General features: G+C 57.2%; 20 protein-coding genes. 6 read left to right on the top strand and 14 right to left on the bottom strand.

The genetic code is table 11. The features are described 5' to 3' along the window. Nucleotide 1: 1 nt before the first annotated feature. Together ACWKXN_RS09240 and ACWKXN_RS09235 are read right to left on the bottom strand one after the other, a co-directional pair. Entirely contained in the window at nucleotides 2-1687 is a 1686-nt protein-coding gene (locus tag ACWKXN_RS09240) for an NAD-dependent malic enzyme (protein ID WP_454543683.1), read from the bottom strand. A gap of 32 nt (nucleotides 1688-1719) precedes the next feature. Next, on the bottom strand, nucleotides 1720-2667 hold the full coding sequence (locus ACWKXN_RS09235; RefSeq protein WP_023311961.1) for an AEC family transporter: 948 nt from the start codon (nucleotides 2665-2667) through the stop codon (nucleotides 1720-1722). A gap of 404 nt (nucleotides 2668-3071) precedes the next feature. On the opposite strand from ACWKXN_RS09235, the gene ACWKXN_RS09230 reads away from it, so the two are divergent. Together ACWKXN_RS09230 and ACWKXN_RS09225 are read left to right on the top strand one after the other, a co-directional pair. Continuing rightward, nucleotides 3072-4403: a 2-hydroxycarboxylate transporter family protein gene (locus tag ACWKXN_RS09230; RefSeq protein WP_033145663.1), complete on the top strand. Its 1332-nt coding sequence runs from the start codon at nucleotides 3072-3074 to the stop codon at nucleotides 4401-4403. Nucleotides 4404-4524: 121 nt separating this feature from the next. Continuing rightward, the gene (locus ACWKXN_RS09225; RefSeq protein ID WP_045889259.1) at nucleotides 4525-5166 is read left to right on the top strand and encodes an ECs1377 family protein; all 642 of its coding nucleotides are present in this window, start codon (nucleotides 4525-4527) and stop codon (nucleotides 5164-5166) included. On the opposite strand, the gene ACWKXN_RS09220 is transcribed toward ACWKXN_RS09225, so the two are convergent. Then, entirely contained in the window at nucleotides 5159-5458 is a 300-nt protein-coding gene (locus ACWKXN_RS09220; protein ID WP_045889258.1) for an ArsR/SmtB family transcription factor, read from the bottom strand. The genes ACWKXN_RS09225 and ACWKXN_RS09220 overlap by 8 nt on opposite strands. Nucleotides 5459-5618: 160 nt before the next feature. Between ACWKXN_RS09220 and fusA the strand changes: the two genes are divergently transcribed. Continuing rightward, nucleotides 5619-7718, top strand: coding sequence for an elongation factor G (gene fusA / locus ACWKXN_RS09215; RefSeq protein ID WP_039262847.1), 2100 nt, complete (start codon nucleotides 5619-5621; stop codon nucleotides 7716-7718). Nucleotides 7719-7797: 79 nt separating this feature from the next. On the opposite strand, the gene ACWKXN_RS09210 is transcribed toward fusA, so the two are convergent. The 3 genes from ACWKXN_RS09210 to ACWKXN_RS09200 form a co-directional block, all read right to left on the bottom strand. Then, nucleotides 7798-8223 (bottom strand): DUF3828 domain-containing protein, encoded by a 426-nt coding sequence (locus ACWKXN_RS09210; protein WP_064672604.1) that lies wholly within the window; start codon nucleotides 8221-8223, stop codon nucleotides 7798-7800. Further along, nucleotides 8223-8585, bottom strand: coding sequence for a hypothetical protein (locus ACWKXN_RS09205; RefSeq protein WP_069302881.1), 363 nt, complete (start codon nucleotides 8583-8585; stop codon nucleotides 8223-8225). The genes ACWKXN_RS09210 and ACWKXN_RS09205 overlap by 1 nt, the downstream gene beginning before the upstream one ends. A 126-nt stretch (nucleotides 8586-8711) precedes the next feature. Then, nucleotides 8712-9284 (bottom strand): flavin reductase family protein, encoded by a 573-nt coding sequence (locus ACWKXN_RS09200; RefSeq protein ID WP_454543682.1) that lies wholly within the window; start codon nucleotides 9282-9284, stop codon nucleotides 8712-8714. Nucleotides 9285-9392: 108 nt separating this feature from the next. On the opposite strand from ACWKXN_RS09200, the gene nhoA reads away from it, so the two are divergent. After that, on the top strand, nucleotides 9393-10238 hold the full coding sequence (gene nhoA / locus ACWKXN_RS09195; protein ID WP_454543681.1) for an N-hydroxyarylamine O-acetyltransferase: 846 nt from the start codon (nucleotides 9393-9395) through the stop codon (nucleotides 10236-10238). 66 nt (nucleotides 10239-10304) lie between these two features. Here the strand turns inward: nhoA and ACWKXN_RS09190 are convergent, their stop codons facing one another. Next, nucleotides 10305-10898 carry a TetR family transcriptional regulator gene (locus ACWKXN_RS09190; protein WP_454543680.1) on the bottom strand — a complete coding sequence of 198 codons (594 nt, stop codon included), beginning with the start codon at nucleotides 10896-10898 and terminating at the stop codon, nucleotides 10305-10307. A 116-nt stretch (nucleotides 10899-11014) separates the two neighbouring features. Here ACWKXN_RS09190 and ACWKXN_RS09185 point away from each other — a divergent pair, with 116 nt between their 5' ends. Continuing rightward, nucleotides 11015-12502: an MFS transporter gene (locus ACWKXN_RS09185; RefSeq protein ID WP_039262842.1), complete on the top strand. Its 1488-nt coding sequence runs from the start codon at nucleotides 11015-11017 to the stop codon at nucleotides 12500-12502. 77 nt (nucleotides 12503-12579) lie between these two features. Then, the gene (locus ACWKXN_RS09180; RefSeq protein WP_182072937.1) at nucleotides 12580-14463 is read left to right on the top strand and encodes a potassium transporter Kup; all 1884 of its coding nucleotides are present in this window, start codon (nucleotides 12580-12582) and stop codon (nucleotides 14461-14463) included. Nucleotides 14464-14502: 39 nt separating this feature from the next. Here ACWKXN_RS09180 and ACWKXN_RS09175 read toward each other — a convergent pair whose 3' ends face one another. From ACWKXN_RS09175 to ACWKXN_RS09145, 7 genes are read right to left on the bottom strand one after another with little or no spacing between them, the layout of a single operon-like run. Beyond that, nucleotides 14503-15729 carry an allantoate amidohydrolase gene (locus tag ACWKXN_RS09175; protein ID WP_454543679.1) on the bottom strand — a complete coding sequence of 409 codons (1227 nt, stop codon included), beginning with the start codon at nucleotides 15727-15729 and terminating at the stop codon, nucleotides 14503-14505. Beyond that, on the bottom strand, nucleotides 15726-16208 hold the full coding sequence (locus ACWKXN_RS09170; RefSeq protein WP_032656897.1) for an L-2-amino-thiazoline-4-carboxylic acid hydrolase: 483 nt from the start codon (nucleotides 16206-16208) through the stop codon (nucleotides 15726-15728). Before ACWKXN_RS09170 ends, ACWKXN_RS09175 begins: the two co-directional genes overlap by 4 nt. A gap of 18 nt (nucleotides 16209-16226) precedes the next feature. After that, complete coding sequence (locus ACWKXN_RS09165) at nucleotides 16227-17384, bottom strand: branched-chain amino acid ABC transporter substrate-binding protein (RefSeq protein ID WP_454543678.1); 1158 nt, start codon at nucleotides 17382-17384, stop codon at nucleotides 16227-16229. Between the two features lie 28 nt (nucleotides 17385-17412). Further along, nucleotides 17413-18132 (bottom strand): ABC transporter ATP-binding protein, encoded by a 720-nt coding sequence (locus ACWKXN_RS09160; protein ID WP_331395432.1) that lies wholly within the window; start codon nucleotides 18130-18132, stop codon nucleotides 17413-17415. Then, nucleotides 18125-18892 (bottom strand): ABC transporter ATP-binding protein, encoded by a 768-nt coding sequence (locus ACWKXN_RS09155; RefSeq protein ID WP_039262838.1) that lies wholly within the window; start codon nucleotides 18890-18892, stop codon nucleotides 18125-18127. Before ACWKXN_RS09155 ends, ACWKXN_RS09160 begins: the two co-directional genes overlap by 8 nt. Continuing rightward, the gene (locus ACWKXN_RS09150) at nucleotides 18889-19995 is read right to left on the bottom strand and encodes a branched-chain amino acid ABC transporter permease (RefSeq protein WP_023335815.1); all 1107 of its coding nucleotides are present in this window, start codon (nucleotides 19993-19995) and stop codon (nucleotides 18889-18891) included. The genes ACWKXN_RS09155 and ACWKXN_RS09150 overlap by 4 nt, the downstream gene beginning before the upstream one ends. 8 nt (nucleotides 19996-20003) lie before the next feature. After that, a complete protein-coding gene (locus tag ACWKXN_RS09145; protein ID WP_094934999.1) occupies nucleotides 20004-20954 on the bottom strand; it encodes a branched-chain amino acid ABC transporter permease in 951 nt (316 codons plus the stop codon). Nucleotides 20955-20983 lie beyond the last annotated feature (29 nt).

The raw sequence follows: 20983 nt of genomic DNA, 5'->3' as shown, positions 1-20983 counted from the left end.
CTTACAGCGCAGACCTGCGGTACGGCGAATAGTCCGCCTGCCACCAGGTCTTCTCGATACGCGCCATCAGCGTCTCATCATCTATCGCCGGAGCCACGCCCTGTTCAATCGCGGCCCGGGCGACGGCGACGGCAATCTGGCGTGAGACCGTTTCAATCTGATCTACCGGCGGCAGCAATCCGCCTTTTTCCGTGGTGACCAGCGGAGACTGCGCGGCCAGGCTGCGGCTTGCTGCCATCAGCATCTCTTCCGTCACCCGGCGCGCGTTGCAGGCCAGTACGCCCAGCCCCAGGCCCGGAAAAATATAGGCGTTGTTACACTGGGCGATCTCGTAGTGTTCATTCTCCCAGAATACCGGGGCGAACGGGCTGCCGGTGGCCACCAGCGCGGCACCCTGGGTCCAGGCGATAAGATCCTGCGGCTGGGCTTCCGCCCGCGAAGTCGGGTTCGAGAGCGGCATGATGATCGGGCGCGGACAGTGGCGATGCATCTCTTTGACAATCTCTTCGCTGAACAGCCCCGGCTGGCCCGAAACGCCGATCATCACCGTAGGATGCGCGTTTTTCACCACGTCCAGCAGGGAAATGTTCTTCGCGTCAACCTGCCAGCTGCAAACGGCGTCGCGCGCGGTAAGCAGGTTTTTCTGGAAATCGAGCAGGTTGGTCATGTCGTCGGTCAGTAGGCCGAAGCGATCGACCATAAAGATCCGGCTGCGCGCTTCCGGCTCGGTCAGGCCGTCATCCACCATCAGCGCCACAATTTTTTCAGCTATTCCGCATCCGGCAGAGCCGCTGCCCAGGAAGACCACGCGCTGGTCGCGAATGCGCGTGCCCGCGGCATGGGCCGCCGCCATCAGCGTACCGGCGGTCACGGCGGCCGTGCCCTGGATATCATCATTGAAGCAGCACAGCTGGTCGCGGTAGCGCTGAAGCAGCCTGGTGGCGTTTTTCTGCGCAAAGTCCTCAAATTGCAGGAGCACATTGGGCCAGCGCGCTTTAACGGTGCTGACAAACATATCCATAAACTCAGCGTACTGATCGTCGCTGATGCGCGGGTGGCGCCAGCCCATGTACATCGGGTCGTCGAGGTGTTGCTGATTATTGGTGCCGACATCCAGCATTATCGGCAGGGTAGAGGCCGGATGGATCCCGCCGCAGGCGGTATACAGCGACAGCTTGCCAATTGGGATACCCATTCCGCCGATACCCTGATCGCCAAGCCCTAAAATACGTTCCCCGTCCGTCACCACAATCACGCGAACGTCGTTGCGCGAAAAGCTTTGCAGCATCTCATCAATACGATGGCGGTTAGGCCATGAAATAAACAGGCCGCGCGCGCGTCGATAAATCGTGGAGAAATGCTCGCAGGCTTCACCGACCGTCGGGGTATAGATAATCGGTAACGTCTCTTTCAGATGCGAACGCAGGAGGTTATAAAAGAGCGTTTCATTGGTGTCCTGAATATTTCGCAGGTAAACATGACGCGAAATATCGCTTTTAAAATGACAAAATTGCACCCAGGCGCGCTCGGTTTGTTCTTCAATGGTTTCAACGTTGTGCGGCAATAACCCGTGCAGATTAAAATTGTCACGCTCTTCTTTAATGAATGCGAGTCCTTTATTTAGCAGCGGATTTTCCAGCAATACGGCCCCGTTATAGGGGGTGTACAGAACTTCTTTCCGGGACATGGTTAACTCCTGAATTTTTTATTTAAAGCAGATTAAGAGATGAAATAGATCATAATGCCTTCGGTCACGACCCCGACGGCAGTGCCAATTAATATGGAAGAGGATGCGGTATCAATATAGGTATCGCTGCGTAAGGCAAACATCCCTGCGGCAATCGCGGAAGGCGTTGCGCCAATAATGACGACCTGCTGCAGTAAGGTGTGGCTCAGGCCAAAGGCGATCCCCGCGGCGGCCATCATTGCCGGCTGAATAAGGTTTTTAATACTGATGTTGGTAAACGTCTGCACGTTCAGTTTTGGACGCTCACCGTAAAACAACAGGCCGAGGGCAAACAGGGACAGTCCGCCTGAAACCTTGCCAACCATTTCGATGGGCATGCTGAGAATGGAAGGAATTTGCACGCCTGCCAGACTGAGCAATACGCCGGAGACCGGGATCCAGACGATAGGATTGCGCGCCGCCTTGATGAGGTTTTGCACGATCATCGCGCCCGGGTGCAGTGCCTCCAGGCCATCTTGACCGTTTTTATCACCCATACGAATCAGGACGATAGTCAGAGGGATCATGATAACGCTGGTAATAATATTGCCAATCAGCACGCCGATAAATCCTTCCGGCCCAATCAATACCGCCAGGACCGGTGCGCCAAAGTAGGCCATATCAGGAAAGGCGCAAACCAGAGACTGAATGGCGCTGGTTTTGATATCGTGGCGAAAAACGTAGCGCGAAATAAATAGCGTCAGTAAATACGATCCCATTAAACCGACAACTAAAACGGCCATAAAGGTCAGGTTCTTAATTTTATTCGGGTCGGTATGCAATGCGCCGATAAAAAGATGGAAAGGAAGGGCGAAACGAATCACCACGGTTGCCATAACGTTGGCATCTTCACGCCGGGAATATCCCAGCTTTCCACTTAGCCATCCAAGTAACATTATAAAGACGAGCGGAAACAGTGACTGTAATAGTAATGAAGGCATAGTATTTCCTGTAGGGTATTTTATGTGTTTTATTGCAGCGCTAATCTAGCGCTTAGAAAGCAGGGCAGGAGTGACAAGGGTCACACTCTCTCTGGTTTTATTAATTTCAAAAAGATTGCATTAGTTGGATAACTAATACTTTCGTCAAATATTGATAAGACGCAAGAAAGCGACAATGGGCGCCATAAATAACTTTAGTTACTTAATGCTGAATTAAGTTATTTAAAAGCAAAGAGCCGAATTGTTCACATTTCTTCCGGCAGGCCCGTGCTAATTTCATGTTGAGCCTGTTTTTAGAAAAGGCCATCTAAGTCTTTATTTATATTTAAGAACATTTATTCGTATCAGGAATAGTTTCAGTTATTCCTTTCTCTGTTTATCCGAACACAAATTCAGGTGATTATATGAAAGATAATCCTGTACCGACTTCTGAACTGTCGACCTCGCGTTTTGCCTTTGGGCTCAACAATACCGAGGTGGGCACGGTCCCGTTGATGCTGTTCGTCGGGATCGCCGCGATTGTGGCGACGTCCGCCTGGGCAGGGCTGCTGCCAAAAAATATGATTGGTGGACTCGCGGTCATCATGACCCTCGGCTTCGCGTTTGCCAAAGTAGGGCGTCAAATCCCGGTGCTGAAAGATATCGGCGGCCCGGCGATCCTGTGCCTGATGGTCCCCTCCGTGCTGGTCTATTTTGGCGTATTCGGGAAACATACCCTTGATACCGTGCATCTGCTGATGAAAGAGGCGAATCTGCTCTATTTCGTCATCGCCTGCCTGGTGGTCGGCAGTATTCTGGGGATGAACCGGGTGCTGCTGATCCAGGGGATGATGCGCATGTTTGTTCCGCTGGTGGCCGGAACATGCATGGCCGTGCTGAGCGGCCTCATTGTGGGCTCACTGTTTGGTTATACGCCTTACCACACCTTCTTCTTCATCATTGTGCCCATCATCGGCGGCGGGATTGGCGAGGGGATTTTGCCGCTGTCCCTGGCCTATTCGGCAATACTGGGGCAGACGCCGGACGTCTACGTTGCGCAGCTGGCACCCGCTGCGGTCGTCGGGAATATCTTCGCCATTATTTGTGCGGGATCGCTGGCGCGTCTCGGCGCGAAACGTCCTGCGCTTTCGGGAAATGGCATGCTTACGCGGAGTAAAGACGACGCCAGCCTGTTTGCCGGGGCGCAAAGCACGCAACAGACGGATTTTCATCTGATGGGGGGTGGATTGCTGATGGTGTGCGCGTTTTTCATCGTCGGCGGATTGTTTGAAAAACTGGTCCACATTCCCGGCCCGGTGCTGATGATCCTGATTGCCGTTCTGTGTAAATACTTCAGGGTGATCCCGGCCTCAATGGAGCAGGGCGCGCACAGCTGCTATAAATTCGTCTCGGCTGCGCTGGTCTGGCCGCTGATGATCGGCCTCGGAATGTTATACGTGCCGCTTGAGAGCGTGGTGTCGGTCTTCTCGGTGGGATACGTGGTGGTATGCGGTTCGGTCGTGATTGCGATGGCGCTGAGCGGCTACTTTATCGCGTCGCGTCTGAATATGTATCCTGTGGAAGCGGCCATTGTGACCTGCTGCCACAGCGGGCTGGGCGGAACGGGGGACGTGGCCATTTTGTCCGCGTCTAACCGGATGTCGCTGATGCCGTTCGCACAGATTGCCACCCGCATCGGCGGCGCGTCGACGGTGATTTTCGCCACGCTGCTGATGGGCTGGATAATGGCGCACTGATCCGAAACGTCAGGATGCTGAATCGCAACGACATTTTCAGGGTGCCGCTGCGGTTCAGTCCTTTATAAAACTCACCGCGCTGTATAGAATTACCGCACCCACAGCGACGGGATACCACACGATGACCGGAAGAGTTGATTATCAGATTGAAAAATATCTCCTTACCGAAGCCGCCGAGCCGGAGCGCCTGACGCGCCAGTGGGCAGAGGTGATGGAGGAGTGTCGTGAGCAACAGTCCGGTGCAGAGGAGCGGCTGCGCCTCGCGTTGCTTAATGTGGATTACGTCACCAGCTTCGAGCTGCCCTTCAGGCTGCTCCTTACCCGTGCGCCCCAGCTGATAGACGTTGTCAGAAAAGAGCTTCAGCTCAGTCAGAAAAATGTTCTGTTTAACGGCAAGCGCTTTGGCTGCGTCTATAGCCTTAAAAGAGATCTCGACGGAATACCTGACGAATTTACCTATCAGCTGAAAACGCGTATCCAGCGCAGTGACGCGACAGGATGCAATGAACTGCCTTACCGGCAAATTGCCCAGCAGGTTAAAGCCCCGAAGGAACGCCTCAGGCTGGCGCTGGAAAACGGGCTGTCGGTGACGGCACTCGACGGGCTTTTCTGGTTTGGCATTCAGCGCATCGCGGCCGATGTGCAGAGATTACGCAAAACGGGAATGAGGATCGCGACGTCCGACGCCGAGGTGTTTGATACGCTCACCAAAACAACCCGGCGGATCCCGGTCTATCGTCTGGAAGGGACTGAAATTATTTAACCTGCAGCAGTATCTCCATCAGCCCTGGAAAACGGGCGTCCAGATCGTCTCGGCGTAACGAAATCATGTTCTCCCGCCCCTGCGGGCGCTGCCAGATAACGCCGCTGTCGCGCAGTACGCGCCAGTGGTGTGTCATTGTCGATTTTACTACATCCTCCGGGCGCAGCGCGTTACAGCTGAGTTCGCTGCCATCGGCCAGCCGGCGAATGATCGCAAGCCGGAGCGGGTTGCCGAGGGCAAACAGCACATTTTCCAGCAGTATTTGTTCAGTTTCAGGGTGGTTTGGGATCATCGTTTTCCTGCGTTTGGCGTCAGATTGAGCTATATCAACAATAGGTCAACCGTTAAAAAATAGTTCGATAATACTCGTACAATAGGACTATTATAGCAAACGAACGAATGCACGACCATCCTGGTCGTCACAGACAAGTCATAGTGACTAAGGAAATATCATGCCCCGACCCATCCCTCTCGAACGTTATCGCAACATCGGTATCTCCGCGCATATCGATGCCGGTAAAACCACCACCACTGAGCGCATCCTGTTTTACACCGGGATGAGCCACAAGCTGGGTGAAGTACACGATGGCGCGGCAACCACTGACTGGATGGCGCAGGAGCAAGAGCGCGGGATCACGATTACCTCCGCGGCCGTCAGCTGCTTCTGGCCGGGTATGGACAGAGGCTATGAGCCGCACCGGATCAACATCATCGACACCCCGGGCCACGTGGATTTCACCATTGAGGTGGAACGTTCCATGCGCGTGCTCGACGGCGCTGTGATGGTGTATGACTCCGTGGGCGGCGTGCAGCCGCAGTCGGAAACCGTCTGGCGTCAGGCCAATAAATATCACGTTCCGCGACTGGCCTTCGTCAACAAAATGGACCGTCCGGGTGCCGATTTCTTCCGCGTCGTACGGATGATGCAGGAGCGCCTGAAGGCCAATCCGGTGCCGATTGTCATCCCGGTGGGTGCAGAAGATCATTTCACCGGCGTGGTGGATCTCATCAAGATGCGCACCATTCTGTGGGACGACGCGACGCAGGGCATGGTATTCACCTATGCGCCCGTGCCGGACGATTTGGTCAGTACCGCCCAGGAATGGCGGGAAAAAATGGTCTCTGCGGCGGCGGAAGCCAGCGACGAGCTGATGGACAAATACCTGGAAACCGGCGACCTGACGGAAGCGGAAATTATCAAAGGGCTGCGTATTCGCACCATCTCGGGTGAAATTCAGCCGATGCTGTGCGGCAGCGCGTTCAAAAATAAAGGCGTGCAGCGCATGCTCGATGCGGTCATTGAGCTCATGCCGTCGCCGCTGGACGTGCCTGCCATTGATGGCGTGGATGAAAAAGGGCAGCACGCGGAGCGTCATCCAAGCGATGATGAGCCGTTCTCGGCCCTGGCATTCAAGCTGATGAGCGACCCGTACGTCGGTCAACTGACCTTTATCCGCGTGTACTCTGGCGTGCTGCGCAAAGGCGACGCGGTGTACAACCCGGTGAAAGGGAAGAAAGAGCGCATCGGGCGTATCGTGCTGATGCATGCCAACGATCGCCACGAGGTGGACGAACTGCGCGCCGGAGACATTGCGGCCTGCGTTGGGCTGAAGGATGTGACTACCGGCGACACGCTCACCGATCCAAATGCCGTGATCACGCTTGAACGCATGGAGTTCCCGGACCCGGTTATCTCGCTGGCGATCGAGCCGAAAACAAAAGGCGATCAGGAGAAAATGGGGATCGCGCTGCAGCGTCTGGCGGCGGAAGATCCGTCTTTCCGCCTGCATACTGATGAAGAGTCCGGCCAGACCATTATCTCCGGGATGGGTGAGCTACACCTTGAGATCATCGTCGACCGCATGAAGCGCGAGTTTGGCGTTGAGGCGAACATTGGCCGCCCACAGGTAACCTACCGTGAAACCCTGCGTAAAACGGTGAAGGATATCGAAGGTAAATTTGTTCGTCAGTCCGGCGGTAAAGGGCAGTACGGCCATGTGGTGCTGAGCCTGGAGCCGCTGGAGCCCGGAAGTGGCTTTAAATTTGAAGATGCCACCAAGGGCGGCGTGGTGCCGCGCGAGTATATCCCGTCCGTTGAGAAAGGGCTGCGGGAAGCGATGAACAGCGGCGTGCTGGCGGGCTATCCGGTCGTTGATGTCAAAGCGACGCTGACGTTTGGCTCGTATCACGACGTCGACTCCTCGGAGATGGCGTTCCGCATGGCGGCGATCCTCGGCTTCAAAGAGGGCGCCCGCAGGGCGGATCCGGTGATTCTTGAGCCGATCATGCACGTAGAGGTGGAAACGCCGGAAGAGTACGCCGGTAACATCATGGGCGATCTCTCCTCCCGCCGCGGCATGGTGCAGGGGATGGCAGAGCAGTACGGAAGCCAGATTATTCGCGCTGACGTGCCGCTGGCAGAGATGTTTGGTTATGCCACGACATTGCGCTCGATGTCCCAGGGACGCGCGACGTATACGATGGAGTTCCATCATTTTGCGGAAGCCCCGCGGAATGTTGCGGATGAGATTATTTCACGACGTGCGAAGTAATTAATTGCACACGGTAGCCGCTGGGCTATCGTGTGCTTTTTCCTCTGCGACAGAGGGCGTTTCCTTTCATATTACGTTGTTACTTAATCAGCGTGGCCGAGCGAACTTTCCATACGCCTTTTTCCTGAACGAGACAATCTGCTACAACGTGATCTTGTTTCTTACCAAACGCGATATAGACGTTTGTGCAAACGGCATCAAAATCAGAATGTAAGACGGTTATCTGATCCCAGTCTTCATCCCAGTCCTGTGATTTGATAAACATATCCGCATCTGGCATGTCTTTTTCGTTACTGTCGCCAGAGTACATTTCTTTAATTGCTGCGATAGTCTCTGCGGCAACGTAATTATTCATAATGTCCGGATTGAGTACGGGCGGTTTGTTCTGATCTAACTGCGCGATATACCATTGATTGAATTTAAGCGCCGCCTGGCCCGGTGCATAAATGTTATCTGCGACAGCGAACGGAGACAGGGCGAAAAGTAAAAAGAAGAGTGTTTTCATTAGTCATGCCTGAACAGTTCGTAATGAGGCTGTATGTTTCGGTAGGCCGGTCCTGGATACAGAGAGCGTTGTACAAAATCGCTAATCCACTGCTGACCATCGTATATGCATACGTGCCCGCTATCGTGGCCCGCAATATTCTGGATAACGGCTACGTCACCAGCATGAGGTTGATCGTATACCAGGCGGAATCCAGCATTGACCAATGTTCGTCCCATGTCTTTTGCCAGACGCGTATTGGGGATTTTTAATCTTCCACCTGTTCTGATCGCTTCGGTGACGTAGTGAGCACAATAACCCGTACTCTTCGGTTGGGCGTGTGATTTGGCATACGAGATTGCGCCATCTTTATTCCATGTCATTGATATTTCCTTAACGCGAGAGTGCTAATGCAGCAACTCCGGAAATATCCTCCGTTTTAAAACGCAATGGCAAACATAAAATGCCATAGAAATTTACTATAATTCAGTATGATATGATTAAGTAAATCAATCCAGCGCCTTCAGCATCTTCCCGCTCGCGACAAACGTCCCGGCACCAAGATGATGCAGCGTATTCAGCTTATCCCCGTCAAACTGCCAGCGCCCGGCGATAAACGCGCGTTCATCGGCTGCCGCTGAAACCACTTCACCAAACAGGGTATCGTATTTTTCTGCCGCGGAGGTGACGGGTAATAACCGACACTCCATCCACGCCAGACATTTCTCTTCAATTACCGGCAGGCCAAGTTCAGGACCGTTCACGACCGGGATCCCGTAGCAGTTGAATTTGTCCTCATCGCGCCCGCTGACGCTACCGACCGCGTATGTCCAGTTGGCCGCCGCCACGCCTGGGATGACGATGCCAAACTTCCCGCTGCGCTCAATCAGCTCGCGCGACCATGTGCTTTTATCCACGACTATTGCGATGCGCGGCGGTTCAAACTCAACGGGCATTGACCATGCGGCGGCCATCACGTTGCGTCTGTCGAGGCTTTCATCCCGACTGGTGATAAGCACAGTTGGGCCGTGGTTCAGCAGACGGCTGGCATGATGTAATTCAACGGGGCGAAAGTGGCTCATAGGATCTCCTCATCTACACCGATGAGTATGACGAAAAAGCACGTAAATCAAAGTGGGTGCGTAAAATTAGTTTATAAACAGAACATCTCAATCAAAGGAAACTGATGTATGTCCCCATTTCTGACCGCCTATTTTGCCCGCATCGGCTGGGCGCAACCGACTCGGGTGGATATCGATACCCTGCGCGCGCTGCATTTACATCACAACTGTGCGATTCCTTTTGAGAATATTGATGTCGTTCTGCCGCGTGAAATCCAGCTTGACGATCGGTGTCTGGTCGACAAGCTGGTCACCGCACGTCGAGGGGGGTACTGCTTTGAGCAAAACGGCCTGTATGAGCGCGTCCTGCGTGAAGTCGGGTTTATGGTGCGTAGCGTGCTGGGACGCGTGGTATTAGCGAATCCGCCGCAAATGCCGCCGCGCACGCACCGCCTGCTGCTGGTTGAGCTTAACGGTGAGCGCTGGATTGCCGATGTGGGGTTTGGCGGCCAGACGCTGACGGCGCCGATTCGACTGCTCGCTAATGAAGAACAGGAGACGCCGCACGGGCTGTATCGTCTGCTGAGCGAGGGGAACGACTGGGTGCTGCAGTTCCGTCACCACGAGCACTGGCAGTCGATGTACCAGTTTGACCTGACGACGCAGTATTTCAGCGATTACGTGATGGGGAATTTCTGGTCGGCGCACTGGCCGCAGTCGCATTTCCGTCATCATCTGTTGATGTGTCGCCATCTGCCGGACGGCGGCAAGCTGACGCTAACCAACTTCAACTTTACCCACTGGCAGAACGGTCACGTAGAAGAACAGATCCATTTGCCGGATGCTGAGGCGCTTTACCAGCTGATGCAGGAACGCTTTGGGCTGGGCGTTGACGATGCAAAACACGGATTTTCACTGGCGGAGCTGACGGCGGTAATGGCGGGCTTTGATACACATCCTCAGGCCGGGAAATAATGCGCAAAGGGGTCGGCCCCTTTGCCGTACCGTAAGCCGGGCAGGGCGTAGCCGCACCCGGCAACATCACTGCTTAGACGGCGTATTAAACAACTCGAGCGTGATTAATTTATCAAGATGGTTGTTAAAGGCGGCTTCGTCCATTTCGGGCATGTTTAAGATATACATTCCGTCAAGACCGCACACCAGACCAATCAAGCGCCAGGCAATATTTTCCGCCCGATCGCCCGGATTTAATGCCCCGGCCTCCGTTCCCGCTTTGATAAGCGCCGCCGTTTCCTGGTGCCACATCTCCATGGTCATCACATAGGCACCTTTGATGTCGGCATCGCGGCTGGCCAGGATCTGCGCTTCACGCCACAGGCGAATATAGGGCTCAAACCTCCCGTCATCGCTGCCGAGCATGGCATGAAGCTGTTCCCGCCAGCCGGCCTGTTTACCCGCGACATCCGCATCCAGCAGCTCGCGAATTAGCCGTACGAAGGCCAGCGATTTTAGCTCGCCGCCGGACGTAAAATGATGATGCACCTGGCCGGTGGCGACTCCGGCTTCGGCGGCAATACGGCGTACCGTCATTGCCGCCAGTCCTTCAGCCAGCGCCACGCGCATGGCAGCCTGTAAGATGGCTTCCCGCCGTTCATCCTTGCTCAGATATCGCATGTTTACTCACTCTCAATGGGAATGAAACGAGTGTAACAAAAAGTTGGACATGCGTTCAACTTTACGTAGGATCGCATCCTGGACATGTGTCCATGTTTTAAAACAAAAGGAAATTTATGTTTCGTCAGTGGTTAGCGTTAGTGATTATCGTGCTGGTGTATATCCCGGTGGCGATCGACGCGACGGTGCTGCACGTGGCGGCGCCGACATTGAGCATGACGCTGGGCGCCAGCGGCAATGAATTGCTGTGGATCATCGATATTTACTCGCTGGTGATGGCGGGAATGGTGCTGCCGATGGGCGCCCTGGGTGACCGCATTGGTTTTAAACGACTGCTCATGATTGGCAGCACGCTGTTTGGCCTGTCGTCGCTGGCGGCAGCGTTTGCCCCGTCAGCAGGGTGGCTGATTGCGGCGCGCGCCTCGCTGGCAATCGGCGCGGCGATGATTATTCCGGCCACGCTGGCTGGGATTCGTACGCTGTTTACCAACGCGCGGGATCGTAATATTGCGCTCGGCGTCTGGGCCGCGGTGGGGTCCGGTGGCGCGGCGTTTGGCCCGCTGATTGGCGGTATGCTGCTCGAGCATTTCTACTGGGGCTCGGTGTTTTTAATCAACGTACCGATCGTGCTGGTGGTGGTTTCGCTGGCGGCGCGTTTTGTGCCTCCTCAGCAGGGACGCCCGGAGCAGCCGCTGAATATCAGCCATGCCATTATGCTGATAGTGGCGATTTTGCTGCTGGTCTACAGCGCAAAAACAGCCCTCAAAGGCGCACTGTCGCCGTGGGTGGTCGCGTCCGCGCTGGTTACCGGCTCGGTGCTGCTGTTTATCTTCGTGCGTATTCAGCTCCGCGCCCGCGTGCCGATGATCGACATGCGTCTGTTCTGCCATCGCATCATTTTGAGCGGCGTGGTGATGGCGATGACCGCCATGATTGCCCTGGTCGGGTTTGAGCTGCTGATGGCCCAGGAGCTGCAGTTTGTTCACGGCTTTACGCCGTTTGAAGCGGGAATGTTCATGCTGCCGCTGATGGTGGCGAGCGGGTTTAGCGGTCCGATCGCGGGTGTGCTGGTCGGGCGATTAGGGCTACGCATCGTCGCGGCTGGCGGAATGGGGCTCAGCGCCGTTAGCTTTATCGGCCTGTCGATGCTTGATTTCAGCACGCAGCAGCTGCTGGCTTCTGCCCTGATGGTTCTGCTCGGCTTTAGCGCCGCCAGCGCGCTGCTGGCCTCGACCTCGGCGATTATGGCCGCTGCGCCGAAAGAGAAAGCCGCCGCGGCAGGGGCGATTGAAACCATGTCCTATGAACTGGGCGCAGGGCTGGGGATCGCCATCTTTGGTCTGCTGTTGACCCGCAGCTTCTCGGCGTCGATTGACCTGCCGCAGGGGCTGAACGCCTCGCTCGCAGATAAAGCCTCGTCATCCATTGGCGAGGCGATGAAGGTGGCGCAGGATCTGACCCCGACGCTGGCGGAATCGGTGATTGAGGCGGCGAAAAGCGCGTTTATCACCTCGCACAGCGTGGCGCTGGGCAGCGCGGGCGGAATGCTGCTGTTGCTGGCAGTGGGGATCTGGTTCAGCCTGGCGAAGGCCAGGCCGCAGTAATACAGGGCGCGCGGTTGGCGCGGGTGGGGCAGATGGGCTATGTTTTTTAAAGGATTATCTGACTCTTGCTGGAAAATATGCGCCCTCGCCACAGCAGTGAACCGTCCCAACCGCTCTCCCGGTTAACCCTGCTTGCAGGGGGCGCGCTGGGCGTCGTTTTTGGTGATATCGGCACCAGCCCGCTCTATACCTTCCGCACGGTGCTTTCGCTCTCTGAGCATGACCCGACGCCCGGCGTCATACTGGGCCTGCTCTCCCTGATTACCTGGACACTCATCCTGGTAACGTCCATAAAATATGCCGCCTTTGCCATGCGAATTGATAATCATGGCGAGGGAGGCATCATGGCCTTAATGTCGCTTCTGGTGGAGAAAGGCAAAGGCGGGCGCTGGGTTATTTTTTCCGCCCTGATCGGTGCCGCTTTAATTTACGGTGACGGCGCGATAACCCCGGCTATCTCCGTGCTTTCTGCCCTTGAAGGGCTGGAGATGGTCATTCCTGAATCTCAGCCGTACATATTACCCCTGACGGTGGCGGTTCTGCTGGGGCTGTTTCTTCTTCAGCCTTTTGGCACTGCGCGAATAGGGAAAATATTTGGCCCGGTCATGGCGGTTTGGTTTTTGGCGATTGCTGCCCTGGGCGTGCGGGGGATCGTTCAACACCCCTCGGTATTGCTGGCCCTCAACCCTGCGTACGGCATCGCGTTTTTGTTTTCGAACGGGTACACCAGTTTCCTGGTCCTGGGCGGCGTTTTTCTCTGCGTGACGGGTGCCGAGGCCCTGTATGCAGACATGGGGCATTTTGGCAAAAAGCCCATCTGGCTTGCCTGGTACGGCATAGTCTTTCCTTCGCTGCTGCTCAACTATGCCGGCCAGTCAGCGCTGATTCTGGCCGGTGCCGACAGCAAACAAAACCTTTTCTATACGCTCTGTCCGCCGGTGCTGCAGGTTCCGCTCATCATTCTTGCCGCGCTGGCGACGATCATCGCCAGTCAGGCGATTATTACCGGCGCTTTTTCCATGACGCGCCAGGCCATACAGCTTGGCTGGTTACCCCGATTACGCATCAAGCAGACGGCGGCGGAAAGCTACGGCCAGATTTATATCGGGATAATCAACTGGCTGCTGATGGGGGTGACCATCGGGCTGGTGGTGTTCTTTAAATCCTCCGATAAGCTCGCCGCCGCGTACGGCATTGCCGTGTCGTTAACCATGCTGATGACCACGGGGCTGCTGTTTGTGGCGATGCGCGAAGTGTGGCGCTGGAGCCTCGCCAGCAGCGCGGTGATTGCCCTCTGTTTCCTGGTGATTGATGCCACCTTCTTGTTTGCCAATCTGATTAAGGTCCTGGAGGGCGGCTATATTCCGCTGCTGATGGCCGCCGCTATTTGTACGGTGATGCTGATCTGGCACCGCGGCGTTAAGGCGGTATCCGCATCGGTGGGCGAGAAGGGCGTCAGCGTGGATGCGTTCTTTGCCCAGCTTCAGCAAAAGACGGTGCCCAGAGTGGCGGGCTCCGCCGTCTTTTTGACCCGGACACAAAACAATATCCCGCCGGTCATGCGCTGGCACGTCGCGCGAAACCGGGCGCTACAGCAGGATGTGTTGTCGCTTACCATTGATATTCTGAATGTGCCCTACGTGGGGGAAGAACAACGCATCAGGGTAGAGCAGCGCGCGCCGGGCTACTGGCACGGCGTGGCGCAGTATGGCTTTATGGAACATCCGGACATCCCGCGTTTGCTGCAGGGTGTCAGCGAGATTAACGCGCTTTTCGCCACGGATGACGCCACCTGGTATGTCGGGCATGAAACCATTGTGGCAGGCGAGGGTGAGGCAGGGATGGCGGCCTGGCAACGGCACATCTTTGCGTTCATGAAGCGCAACTGCACGCACGTCATCAACCACTATCACCTTCCCAGCGATCGGGTTGTCGAAATCAGCCGACGCGTTGCCGTGTAGATTCTGGCGAAAGCAGAGCCCCTCTGCTTTCGCACCGTTCTATCTCTCAAGGGCCGCAGACAGGACGCTATGCAATAACACGTTCGCCCCTTTCTCCGCCCATTCTGGCAGGATCCTTTCCGCTTCGTTATGGCTGATGCCTTTCACGCAGGGGATAAAGATCATGCTGGCGGGCGCCATTTTGCTGACATAGCAGGCGTCGTGTCCCGCCCCGGAGACCATCGGTTTCGACGAATAGCCCAGTTCCGCCACGGCCTTCTCCGAACGCGCCAGGCATTCGGCGTCAAACGCGATGGGCGCGTAGTCGAAAATACGCTCAACGGCAGCCGCGACGCCGCGCAGGCTGAGGCTTTCAGCCACCTTATGCAGCGCAGCTTCCATGGCTTCCAGCGCCTGCTGCATAGGATGGCGAAACTCAACGCTGCATTCCACGCGAGACGGCACGACGTTGCGCGAGTTTGGCGTAACCTTCGCCCTACCGATCGTCGCGCGTCCGTCCGGCGCATGCCGGTAGCCAATCTCTTCCACCTTCAGCGCCAGCTCTGCGAAGGCGGTCAGCGCGTCGCGGCGGCTGTGCATCGGCGTCGTGCCCGCGTGGGCGGCGAATCCGTCCAGCGTCAGGGTAAACCAGCGCTGGCCCATTGCCGCGCGGACTAACCCGATATCAATGGCTTCATCTTCCAGGATCGGGCCCTGTTCGATGTGCAGTTCGTAGCAGGCGTGAACCGGAAACGCGCGGGCAGGGGTTTCACCCCGGTAGCCAATGCTATCCAGCGCTTCGCCCACGGTGATGCCATCGTTATCCGCGCGGGCATGGGCGTACGCTTCGCTAAACTGTCCCGTCCAGACCCCTGAAGAGAGCATAGCTGGCGCAAAGCGCGCGCCTTCTTCGTTAGTCCAGTTCACCAGCACAACGTCACGCTCGGTCTCAACGTTATGATCGTTAAGGGTGCGCAGTAGCTCCAGCCCGGCCAGCACGCCGTAAACACCGTCGTAGTTACCGCCCAGCGGCTGGGTATCCAAATGTGAACCCGTCATGACCGGGGCAAGCTGCGGGTTTTTCCCCGCGCGACGGATAAACATATTGCCCATGCTGTCGACCTCGCAGGTGAAACCCGCGTCCAGCGCCCAGTCGCGCAGCAGGTTACGGGCAATCCGGTCTTCCTCGCTCAGCGCCAGGCGGGTCACGCCGCCGGCGGGCGTGCCGCCGATCTGCGCCATCATCTCTAGCGTTGACCACAGCCGTGCGGCGTTAACGCGGATCATGTTTTGTCCTTACTGCTGCGGTAGCGGAAATCACAGCACGAACCGCCCTGCATGATGGTGGTCGTGCGGGTCAGCTTCACGTCAGGCGCATAGCCAACGATGAATTTTTCATCGCGCGCGCAGGAGAGCAGATGACCAATCTCGCCCAGCCCCATTTCGTGATACATCTCCGCGTAACGACAGCGGGTCACGTTGTAGTTGTACTGCTGGTCGTCGGCGTCGATCACCTTCACGTCCAGGGCGTTATCTTTCTCCCACAGATACTGCAGGGCGATGAAGCTCTTTACGTCCGCGCCGTTGGGTTCTTTGCTGGCAAACGCTTTGCCAGCGTCAATCGCGGCCTGCTCAATGGCCTCGCCAATGACCGCCTGGGCGCGGGTTTTCCCTATCTCGCGCACCAGGATTTCATAAATTGGCTTTATAATTTCTGCTTCAATTTTGCGGCGGGCGAGAATGCCCAGCTCGTTATTATCACTCATCACATTGCCCTCGCTGCGTTACTTCGCTTTTGCGCCACCCAGCACGGTCTGCGGCTGCCATTTGCCGTCGACAACTTTGTAAACGGTGAAGGACGGCGATTTCAGGTTACCTTCTTTATCAAACGCGATCTGGCCGGTGACGCCGGAGTAGCTGATGGCGCGCAGGGCGGGCAGATAGTCGGACGGCTCAACGGAGTTTGCTTTTTCCATCGCCGCAACCAGCACGCGGGTGGCGTCATAGGCGAACGGGGCGTGCAGTTCGATATGGGTGTGGTAGCGGGACTGATAGGCCTGTTCGAATGCCTTTCCACCCGGCATCTGGTCAACGGGCAGACCCGGCTCCAGCGCCACCACGCCTTCGCCTTCTTTCTGCGCCAGCTGCAGGAACGTCTGGCTGACAAATCCGCCTGCGCCCATCAGGGTGGCGTTCATGCCCAGCTGTTTGATACGACGCGCCAGCGGTGCGGCCTGGCTGTCGACGCCGCCGAAGAAGATCAGATCGGCGTTTTTACTCCGGATGGCGGTCAGCACGGCGCTGAAGTCCACCGTTTTGTCATCAACGTACTGACGATCGACAACCTTCACGCCCTGCGCTTCAAGGGATTTAATGAACTGGTCCGCCAGTCCCTGACCAAAGGCGGTACGGTCGTCGATCACCGCAATACGTTTGGCTTTGAGGGTATTGACCGCGTACTGACCGGCAAACTGACCGCCGTCGTCGTCGTGGCCCATCACGCGGAAGCTGGTATCAAAACCCTGTTTGGTATAGGCGTGACCGGTCGCGACCGGTGCCACCTGTGCGATGCCCGCATCGTGATAGACGCGTGCGGCAGGAATGCTGGTACCGGTGTTCCAGTGACCGACAACGCCCGCCACGCCGCTATCCACCAGACGCTGCGCCACGGCCACGGCGGTGCGCGGGTCGGACTGATCGTCTTCGGACTGCAGTTTGAAGGTCACCGCTTTGCCGCCGATGGTCGGGTGCTGCTTGTTAATGTCGTCAATGGCCAGCTGCGCGCCGTTCTCCAGGTCCTTACCGATACGGGCAGACGGGCCGGTGAGCGGGCCTGCCAGACCGATAACCACGGTTTCGCCGTCGGCGGCCCAGGCTCCGGTAGAGGCAAAGCTGCCGAGGAGGATAGCGGCGCTAAGCGCACTGATTTTTACTGTTTTCATTGTGTTTCCCTGATGTTGGCTGGTGTTGTTAAACGGGCATTTCGCCCAAATAAATCTGTGCAATCTGGTCGTCATTGAGCAGCGCTTTCGATTCGCCATGATGAACAATGCTGCCGCTGTCCATCACCCACGCGCTGTCGGTGACTTCCAGCGCGAGACGGGCGTTTTGTTCGATGAGCAGCAGGGCAACGCCGCGCTCGCGCAGGCCGGCAATGACGGCAAAAATGTTCTCGACCATCTTCGGGGCAAGGCCCATCGAGGGTTCGTCGAGGATCAGCAGGCGCGGGCGGCTGAGCAGGGCGCGGTTAAGGGCCAGCAGCTGTTGCTCACCGCCGGAAAGCAGGCCGGCGAGCTGATGCTGGCGTTCGCCCAGGCGCGGGAAGCGCTCGAAGATCTCGTTCATCTCGCGCTTAACGGTGACAGTGTCACGCCTGAGCCAGGCGCCCATCTGCAGGTTTTCCACCACCGTCATTCGGGAGAAGATCCCCCGGCCTTCCGGGACCATCACCAGACCGTCACGGAGCAGGGTTTCGGGCCTGTGCTTACGCACCGCTTTACCGTTGAATTCAATACGGCCGCTAAAGCTTTCCAGCCCGGTAATAGCGCGCACCGTGGAGCTTTTCCCCGCGCCGTTAGCGCCGATCAGCGTAGCCTGTTCGCCCTCGCGCAGGGTAAAAGAGACATCGCGTACGGCCTGAATGCCGCCGTAATGCACGTCCAGACGTTCCACCTTCAGTAATTCAGACATGGGCGTTGCCTCCAAGCCAGGCGGCGATCACCGCCGGGTCGCGACGCACGCTCTCCGGCGTGCCGCTGGCGAGCGTTTTGCCGTAATCAAGCACCGTCAGGCGATCGCAGATGCCCATCACCAGCTTGACGTCATGTTCGATCATCAGCAGGGTTTTGCCGTCATCGCGAAGGCGGATAAGCAGCTCGCCGAGCGCCACTTTTTCAGCAGCGTTCATCCCGGCGGCGGGTTCGTCCAGCGCCAGCAGCAGCGGATCCGTTGCCAGCGCGCGGGCAATCTCCAGACGTCGCTGATGGCCATACGCCAGATCGCAGGCGCGGTAGTGGGCGAACTTCGCAATGCCGGTGTACTCCAGCCAGTGCCAGGCCAGCTCCCGGGTCTGTTTCTCTTCTTCGCGAGCGCGTTTGTGACGGCTCAGCGCGGCCCACAGGCCGTTACGGGTGCGCACGTGGCGGCCCACCATCACGTTTTCCAGCACCGACATGTCGTTAAAGAGGCGCACGTTCTGGAAGGTACGCGCGATCCCGGCGGCGGTGACTTTCTCAATGTGCTTTGGGAAATAGGGCTTATCTGCAATGGAAAATTCACCGCTGTCCGCCGGATAAAGCCCGGTGATCAGGTTAAAACAGGTGGTTTTTCCCGCCCCGTTAGGACCAATCAGGCCGTAGATCTCGCCCTTGTTCACGGCGATCGAAACGTCATCCACGGCGGTAAGCCCGCCGAAGCGTTTGGACATGTTGCGTACGGTTAACAGACTCATGTATTCACCTCCTTGTGGCGTACCGGCCAGATCCCGGCAGGACGCACCAGCATGACCAGCACCAGCGCCAGGCCGTAGAACAGCTGACGCAGCACTTCCGGGTCAATCAGTACCGTACCGAACAGCGCCTGCTGAACCGGGGCTGCCTGACTGCGCAACAGTTCCGGCAGGGCGGTAAGCAGTATCGCGCCGAGGATCACGCCCGGAATGTGTCCCATCCCGCCCAGCACCACCATCGCCAGTACGGCAATGGATTCCTGTAACGTGAAGGATTCCGGGGAGACAAAGCCCTGGAACGCGCCGAACAGGGCACCCGCCACGCCGCCAAAAGAGGCACCCATCGCAAAGGCCAGCAGCTTATAGTTACGCACGTTGATGCCCATCGCGCGGGCCACATCCTCATCTTCACGGATGGCGTGCCAGGCGCGGCCAATACGGGAATGCTGCAGGCGCAGGCAGACAAAAATAATCGCCACAATCACCAGCATCAGCAGGTAGTACCACAGCCATAGCGCGGGCACTTTGAAACCAAACCAGTGGTATACGCCGCTGAACTTCAGGCCGAACAGATTCAGCGTATCCACCCCGGTAATGCCCTTCGCACCGTTGGTGATGTTCACCGGACGGTCGAGGTTGCGCATCAGGATGCGGATGATTTCGCCAAAGCCGAGGGTCACTATCGCCAGGTAGTCCCCGCGCAGCTTCAGCGTGGGAGCACCCAGTAAAATGCCGCAGACCGCAGCGACGAGCGCCGCCAGCGGAATAATCAGCAGATATGAGGTGTGCAGCCCGTCCGGGAACCAGACGCCGAGGAGAGGAAACACCTCCAGCAGGTGTGGCGAGGCCATCAGCGCGGCGAGATAGGCGCCGACCGCGTAAAAGGCGATAAACCCCATATCCAGCAGGCCGGTATAGCCCACCACAATATTTAGCCCCAGCGCCAGCATGATGTAGAGCAGGGCGAAGTCGATAACGCGCACCCAGTAGTTGCCGCCAAGCTGCGTGGCCACCACGGGCGCAACCAGCAGCGCGAGGCAGAACAGGACCATGCCTGACCAGAATTTGCGCGTCGCCGCCGGGGTTTGTAGTTGAAGCGTTGTCATTGTATCCCTCACGCCCTGTGCGCTACGCGCTCGCCCAGCAGGCCTGCCGGACGGAAGACCAGCACCAGGATCAGGACCATGAAGGCAAAAACGTCCTGATAGTTACTGCCGAAGACGCCGTGGGTCAGTTCACCCAGGTAACCTGCGCCCAGCGCTTCGATAATGCCGAGCAGGATCCCGCCAATCATGGCGCCACGAATGTTGCCAATGCCTCCCAGCACGGCGGCGGTAAAGGCTTTGATCCCGGGCAAAAAGCCCATCGAGAAGCTGGCGTTGCCGTAGTTGCTGGCCATCATGACGCCTGCCAGCGCGGCGAACACGCCGCCAATGGCGAACGTCAGGGTAATAATGGCATTGGGGTTAACCCCCATCAGCGTGGCAACGCGCGGGTTTTCCGCCACGGCGCGCATGCCGCGCCCCAGGCGGGTGTATTCCACCAGCAGCCATAGCCCCGTCATCACCGCAAGCGCCAGCGCCACGGTAACAATGCCGGTGACGGTCACAATCGCAGGGGGATGCATTTCACTTCCCGACGTCACGGCGATCGGTTCCATGGGCAGGATCTGTGGGAACATCAGCGGATTGCGCGTCCAGATAATCATCGCCACGGTTTGCAGCAGGACCGAGACGCCGATACCCGAAATAAGCGGTGCCAGGCGCGGGGCGTTGCGCAGTCGACGGTAGGCAAAGCGCTCCACGGCCATTGCCAGCAGGGCGCAAACGGCCATGGCAATCGCCAGGGCAACGCCAAGCTGCAACAGCAGCGGCATGTGAGGAAAGGTGGCGTTCAGGGCGTTAATGGCGGAAAGGGTGGTGAGCGCACCGACCATCAGAATATCGCCGTGAGCAAAGTTAATAATGCGCAAGATGCCATACACCATGGTATAGCCCAGCGCGATCAGCGCGTAAATGCTGCCCAGCATCACACCGTTGATCAGTTGTTGTATGAGTGTATCCAACGTCTGTTCCCGCAAAGTCTTCTTTCTGC

It is taken from the genome of Enterobacter sp. UPMP2060 (assembly GCF_053709655.1).
The sequence above is the reverse complement of the archived record's forward strand: the minus strand, read 5'-3'. Positions and strand labels throughout refer to the sequence as shown.

What these genes read in the sequence shown, in the direction of transcription:
- ACWKXN_RS09240 (WP_454543683.1), bottom strand. Translation starts at nt 1,687, where the DNA reads ATGTCCCGGAAAGAAGTTCTGTACACCCCCTATAACGGGGCCGTATTG.
- ACWKXN_RS09235 (WP_023311961.1), bottom strand. Translation starts at nt 2,667, where the DNA reads ATGCCTTCATTACTATTACAGTCACTGTTTCCGCTCGTCTTTATAATG.
- ACWKXN_RS09230 (WP_033145663.1), top strand. Translation starts at nt 3,072, where the DNA reads ATGAAAGATAATCCTGTACCGACTTCTGAACTGTCGACCTCGCGTTTT.
- ACWKXN_RS09225 (WP_045889259.1), top strand. Translation starts at nt 4,525, where the DNA reads ATGACCGGAAGAGTTGATTATCAGATTGAAAAATATCTCCTTACCGAA.
- ACWKXN_RS09220 (WP_045889258.1), bottom strand. Translation starts at nt 5,458, where the DNA reads ATGATCCCAAACCACCCTGAAACTGAACAAATACTGCTGGAAAATGTG.
- fusA (WP_039262847.1), top strand. Translation starts at nt 5,619, where the DNA reads ATGCCCCGACCCATCCCTCTCGAACGTTATCGCAACATCGGTATCTCC.
- ACWKXN_RS09210 (WP_064672604.1), bottom strand. Translation starts at nt 8,223, where the DNA reads ATGAAAACACTCTTCTTTTTACTTTTCGCCCTGTCTCCGTTCGCTGTC.
- ACWKXN_RS09205 (WP_069302881.1), bottom strand. Translation starts at nt 8,585, where the DNA reads ATGACATGGAATAAAGATGGCGCAATCTCGTATGCCAAATCACACGCC.
- ACWKXN_RS09200 (WP_454543682.1), bottom strand. Translation starts at nt 9,284, where the DNA reads ATGAGCCACTTTCGCCCCGTTGAATTACATCATGCCAGCCGTCTGCTG.
- nhoA (WP_454543681.1), top strand. Translation starts at nt 9,393, where the DNA reads ATGTCCCCATTTCTGACCGCCTATTTTGCCCGCATCGGCTGGGCGCAA.
- ACWKXN_RS09190 (WP_454543680.1), bottom strand. Translation starts at nt 10,898, where the DNA reads ATGCGATATCTGAGCAAGGATGAACGGCGGGAAGCCATCTTACAGGCT.
- ACWKXN_RS09185 (WP_039262842.1), top strand. Translation starts at nt 11,015, where the DNA reads ATGTTTCGTCAGTGGTTAGCGTTAGTGATTATCGTGCTGGTGTATATC.
- ACWKXN_RS09180 (WP_182072937.1), top strand. Translation starts at nt 12,580, where the DNA reads ATGCGCCCTCGCCACAGCAGTGAACCGTCCCAACCGCTCTCCCGGTTA.
- ACWKXN_RS09175 (WP_454543679.1), bottom strand. Translation starts at nt 15,729, where the DNA reads ATGATCCGCGTTAACGCCGCACGGCTGTGGTCAACGCTAGAGATGATG.
- ACWKXN_RS09170 (WP_032656897.1), bottom strand. Translation starts at nt 16,208, where the DNA reads ATGAGTGATAATAACGAGCTGGGCATTCTCGCCCGCCGCAAAATTGAA.
- ACWKXN_RS09165 (WP_454543678.1), bottom strand. Translation starts at nt 17,384, where the DNA reads ATGAAAACAGTAAAAATCAGTGCGCTTAGCGCCGCTATCCTCCTCGGC.
- ACWKXN_RS09160 (WP_331395432.1), bottom strand. Translation starts at nt 18,132, where the DNA reads ATGTCTGAATTACTGAAGGTGGAACGTCTGGACGTGCATTACGGCGGC.
- ACWKXN_RS09155 (WP_039262838.1), bottom strand. Translation starts at nt 18,892, where the DNA reads ATGAGTCTGTTAACCGTACGCAACATGTCCAAACGCTTCGGCGGGCTT.
- ACWKXN_RS09150 (WP_023335815.1), bottom strand. Translation starts at nt 19,995, where the DNA reads ATGACAACGCTTCAACTACAAACCCCGGCGGCGACGCGCAAATTCTGG.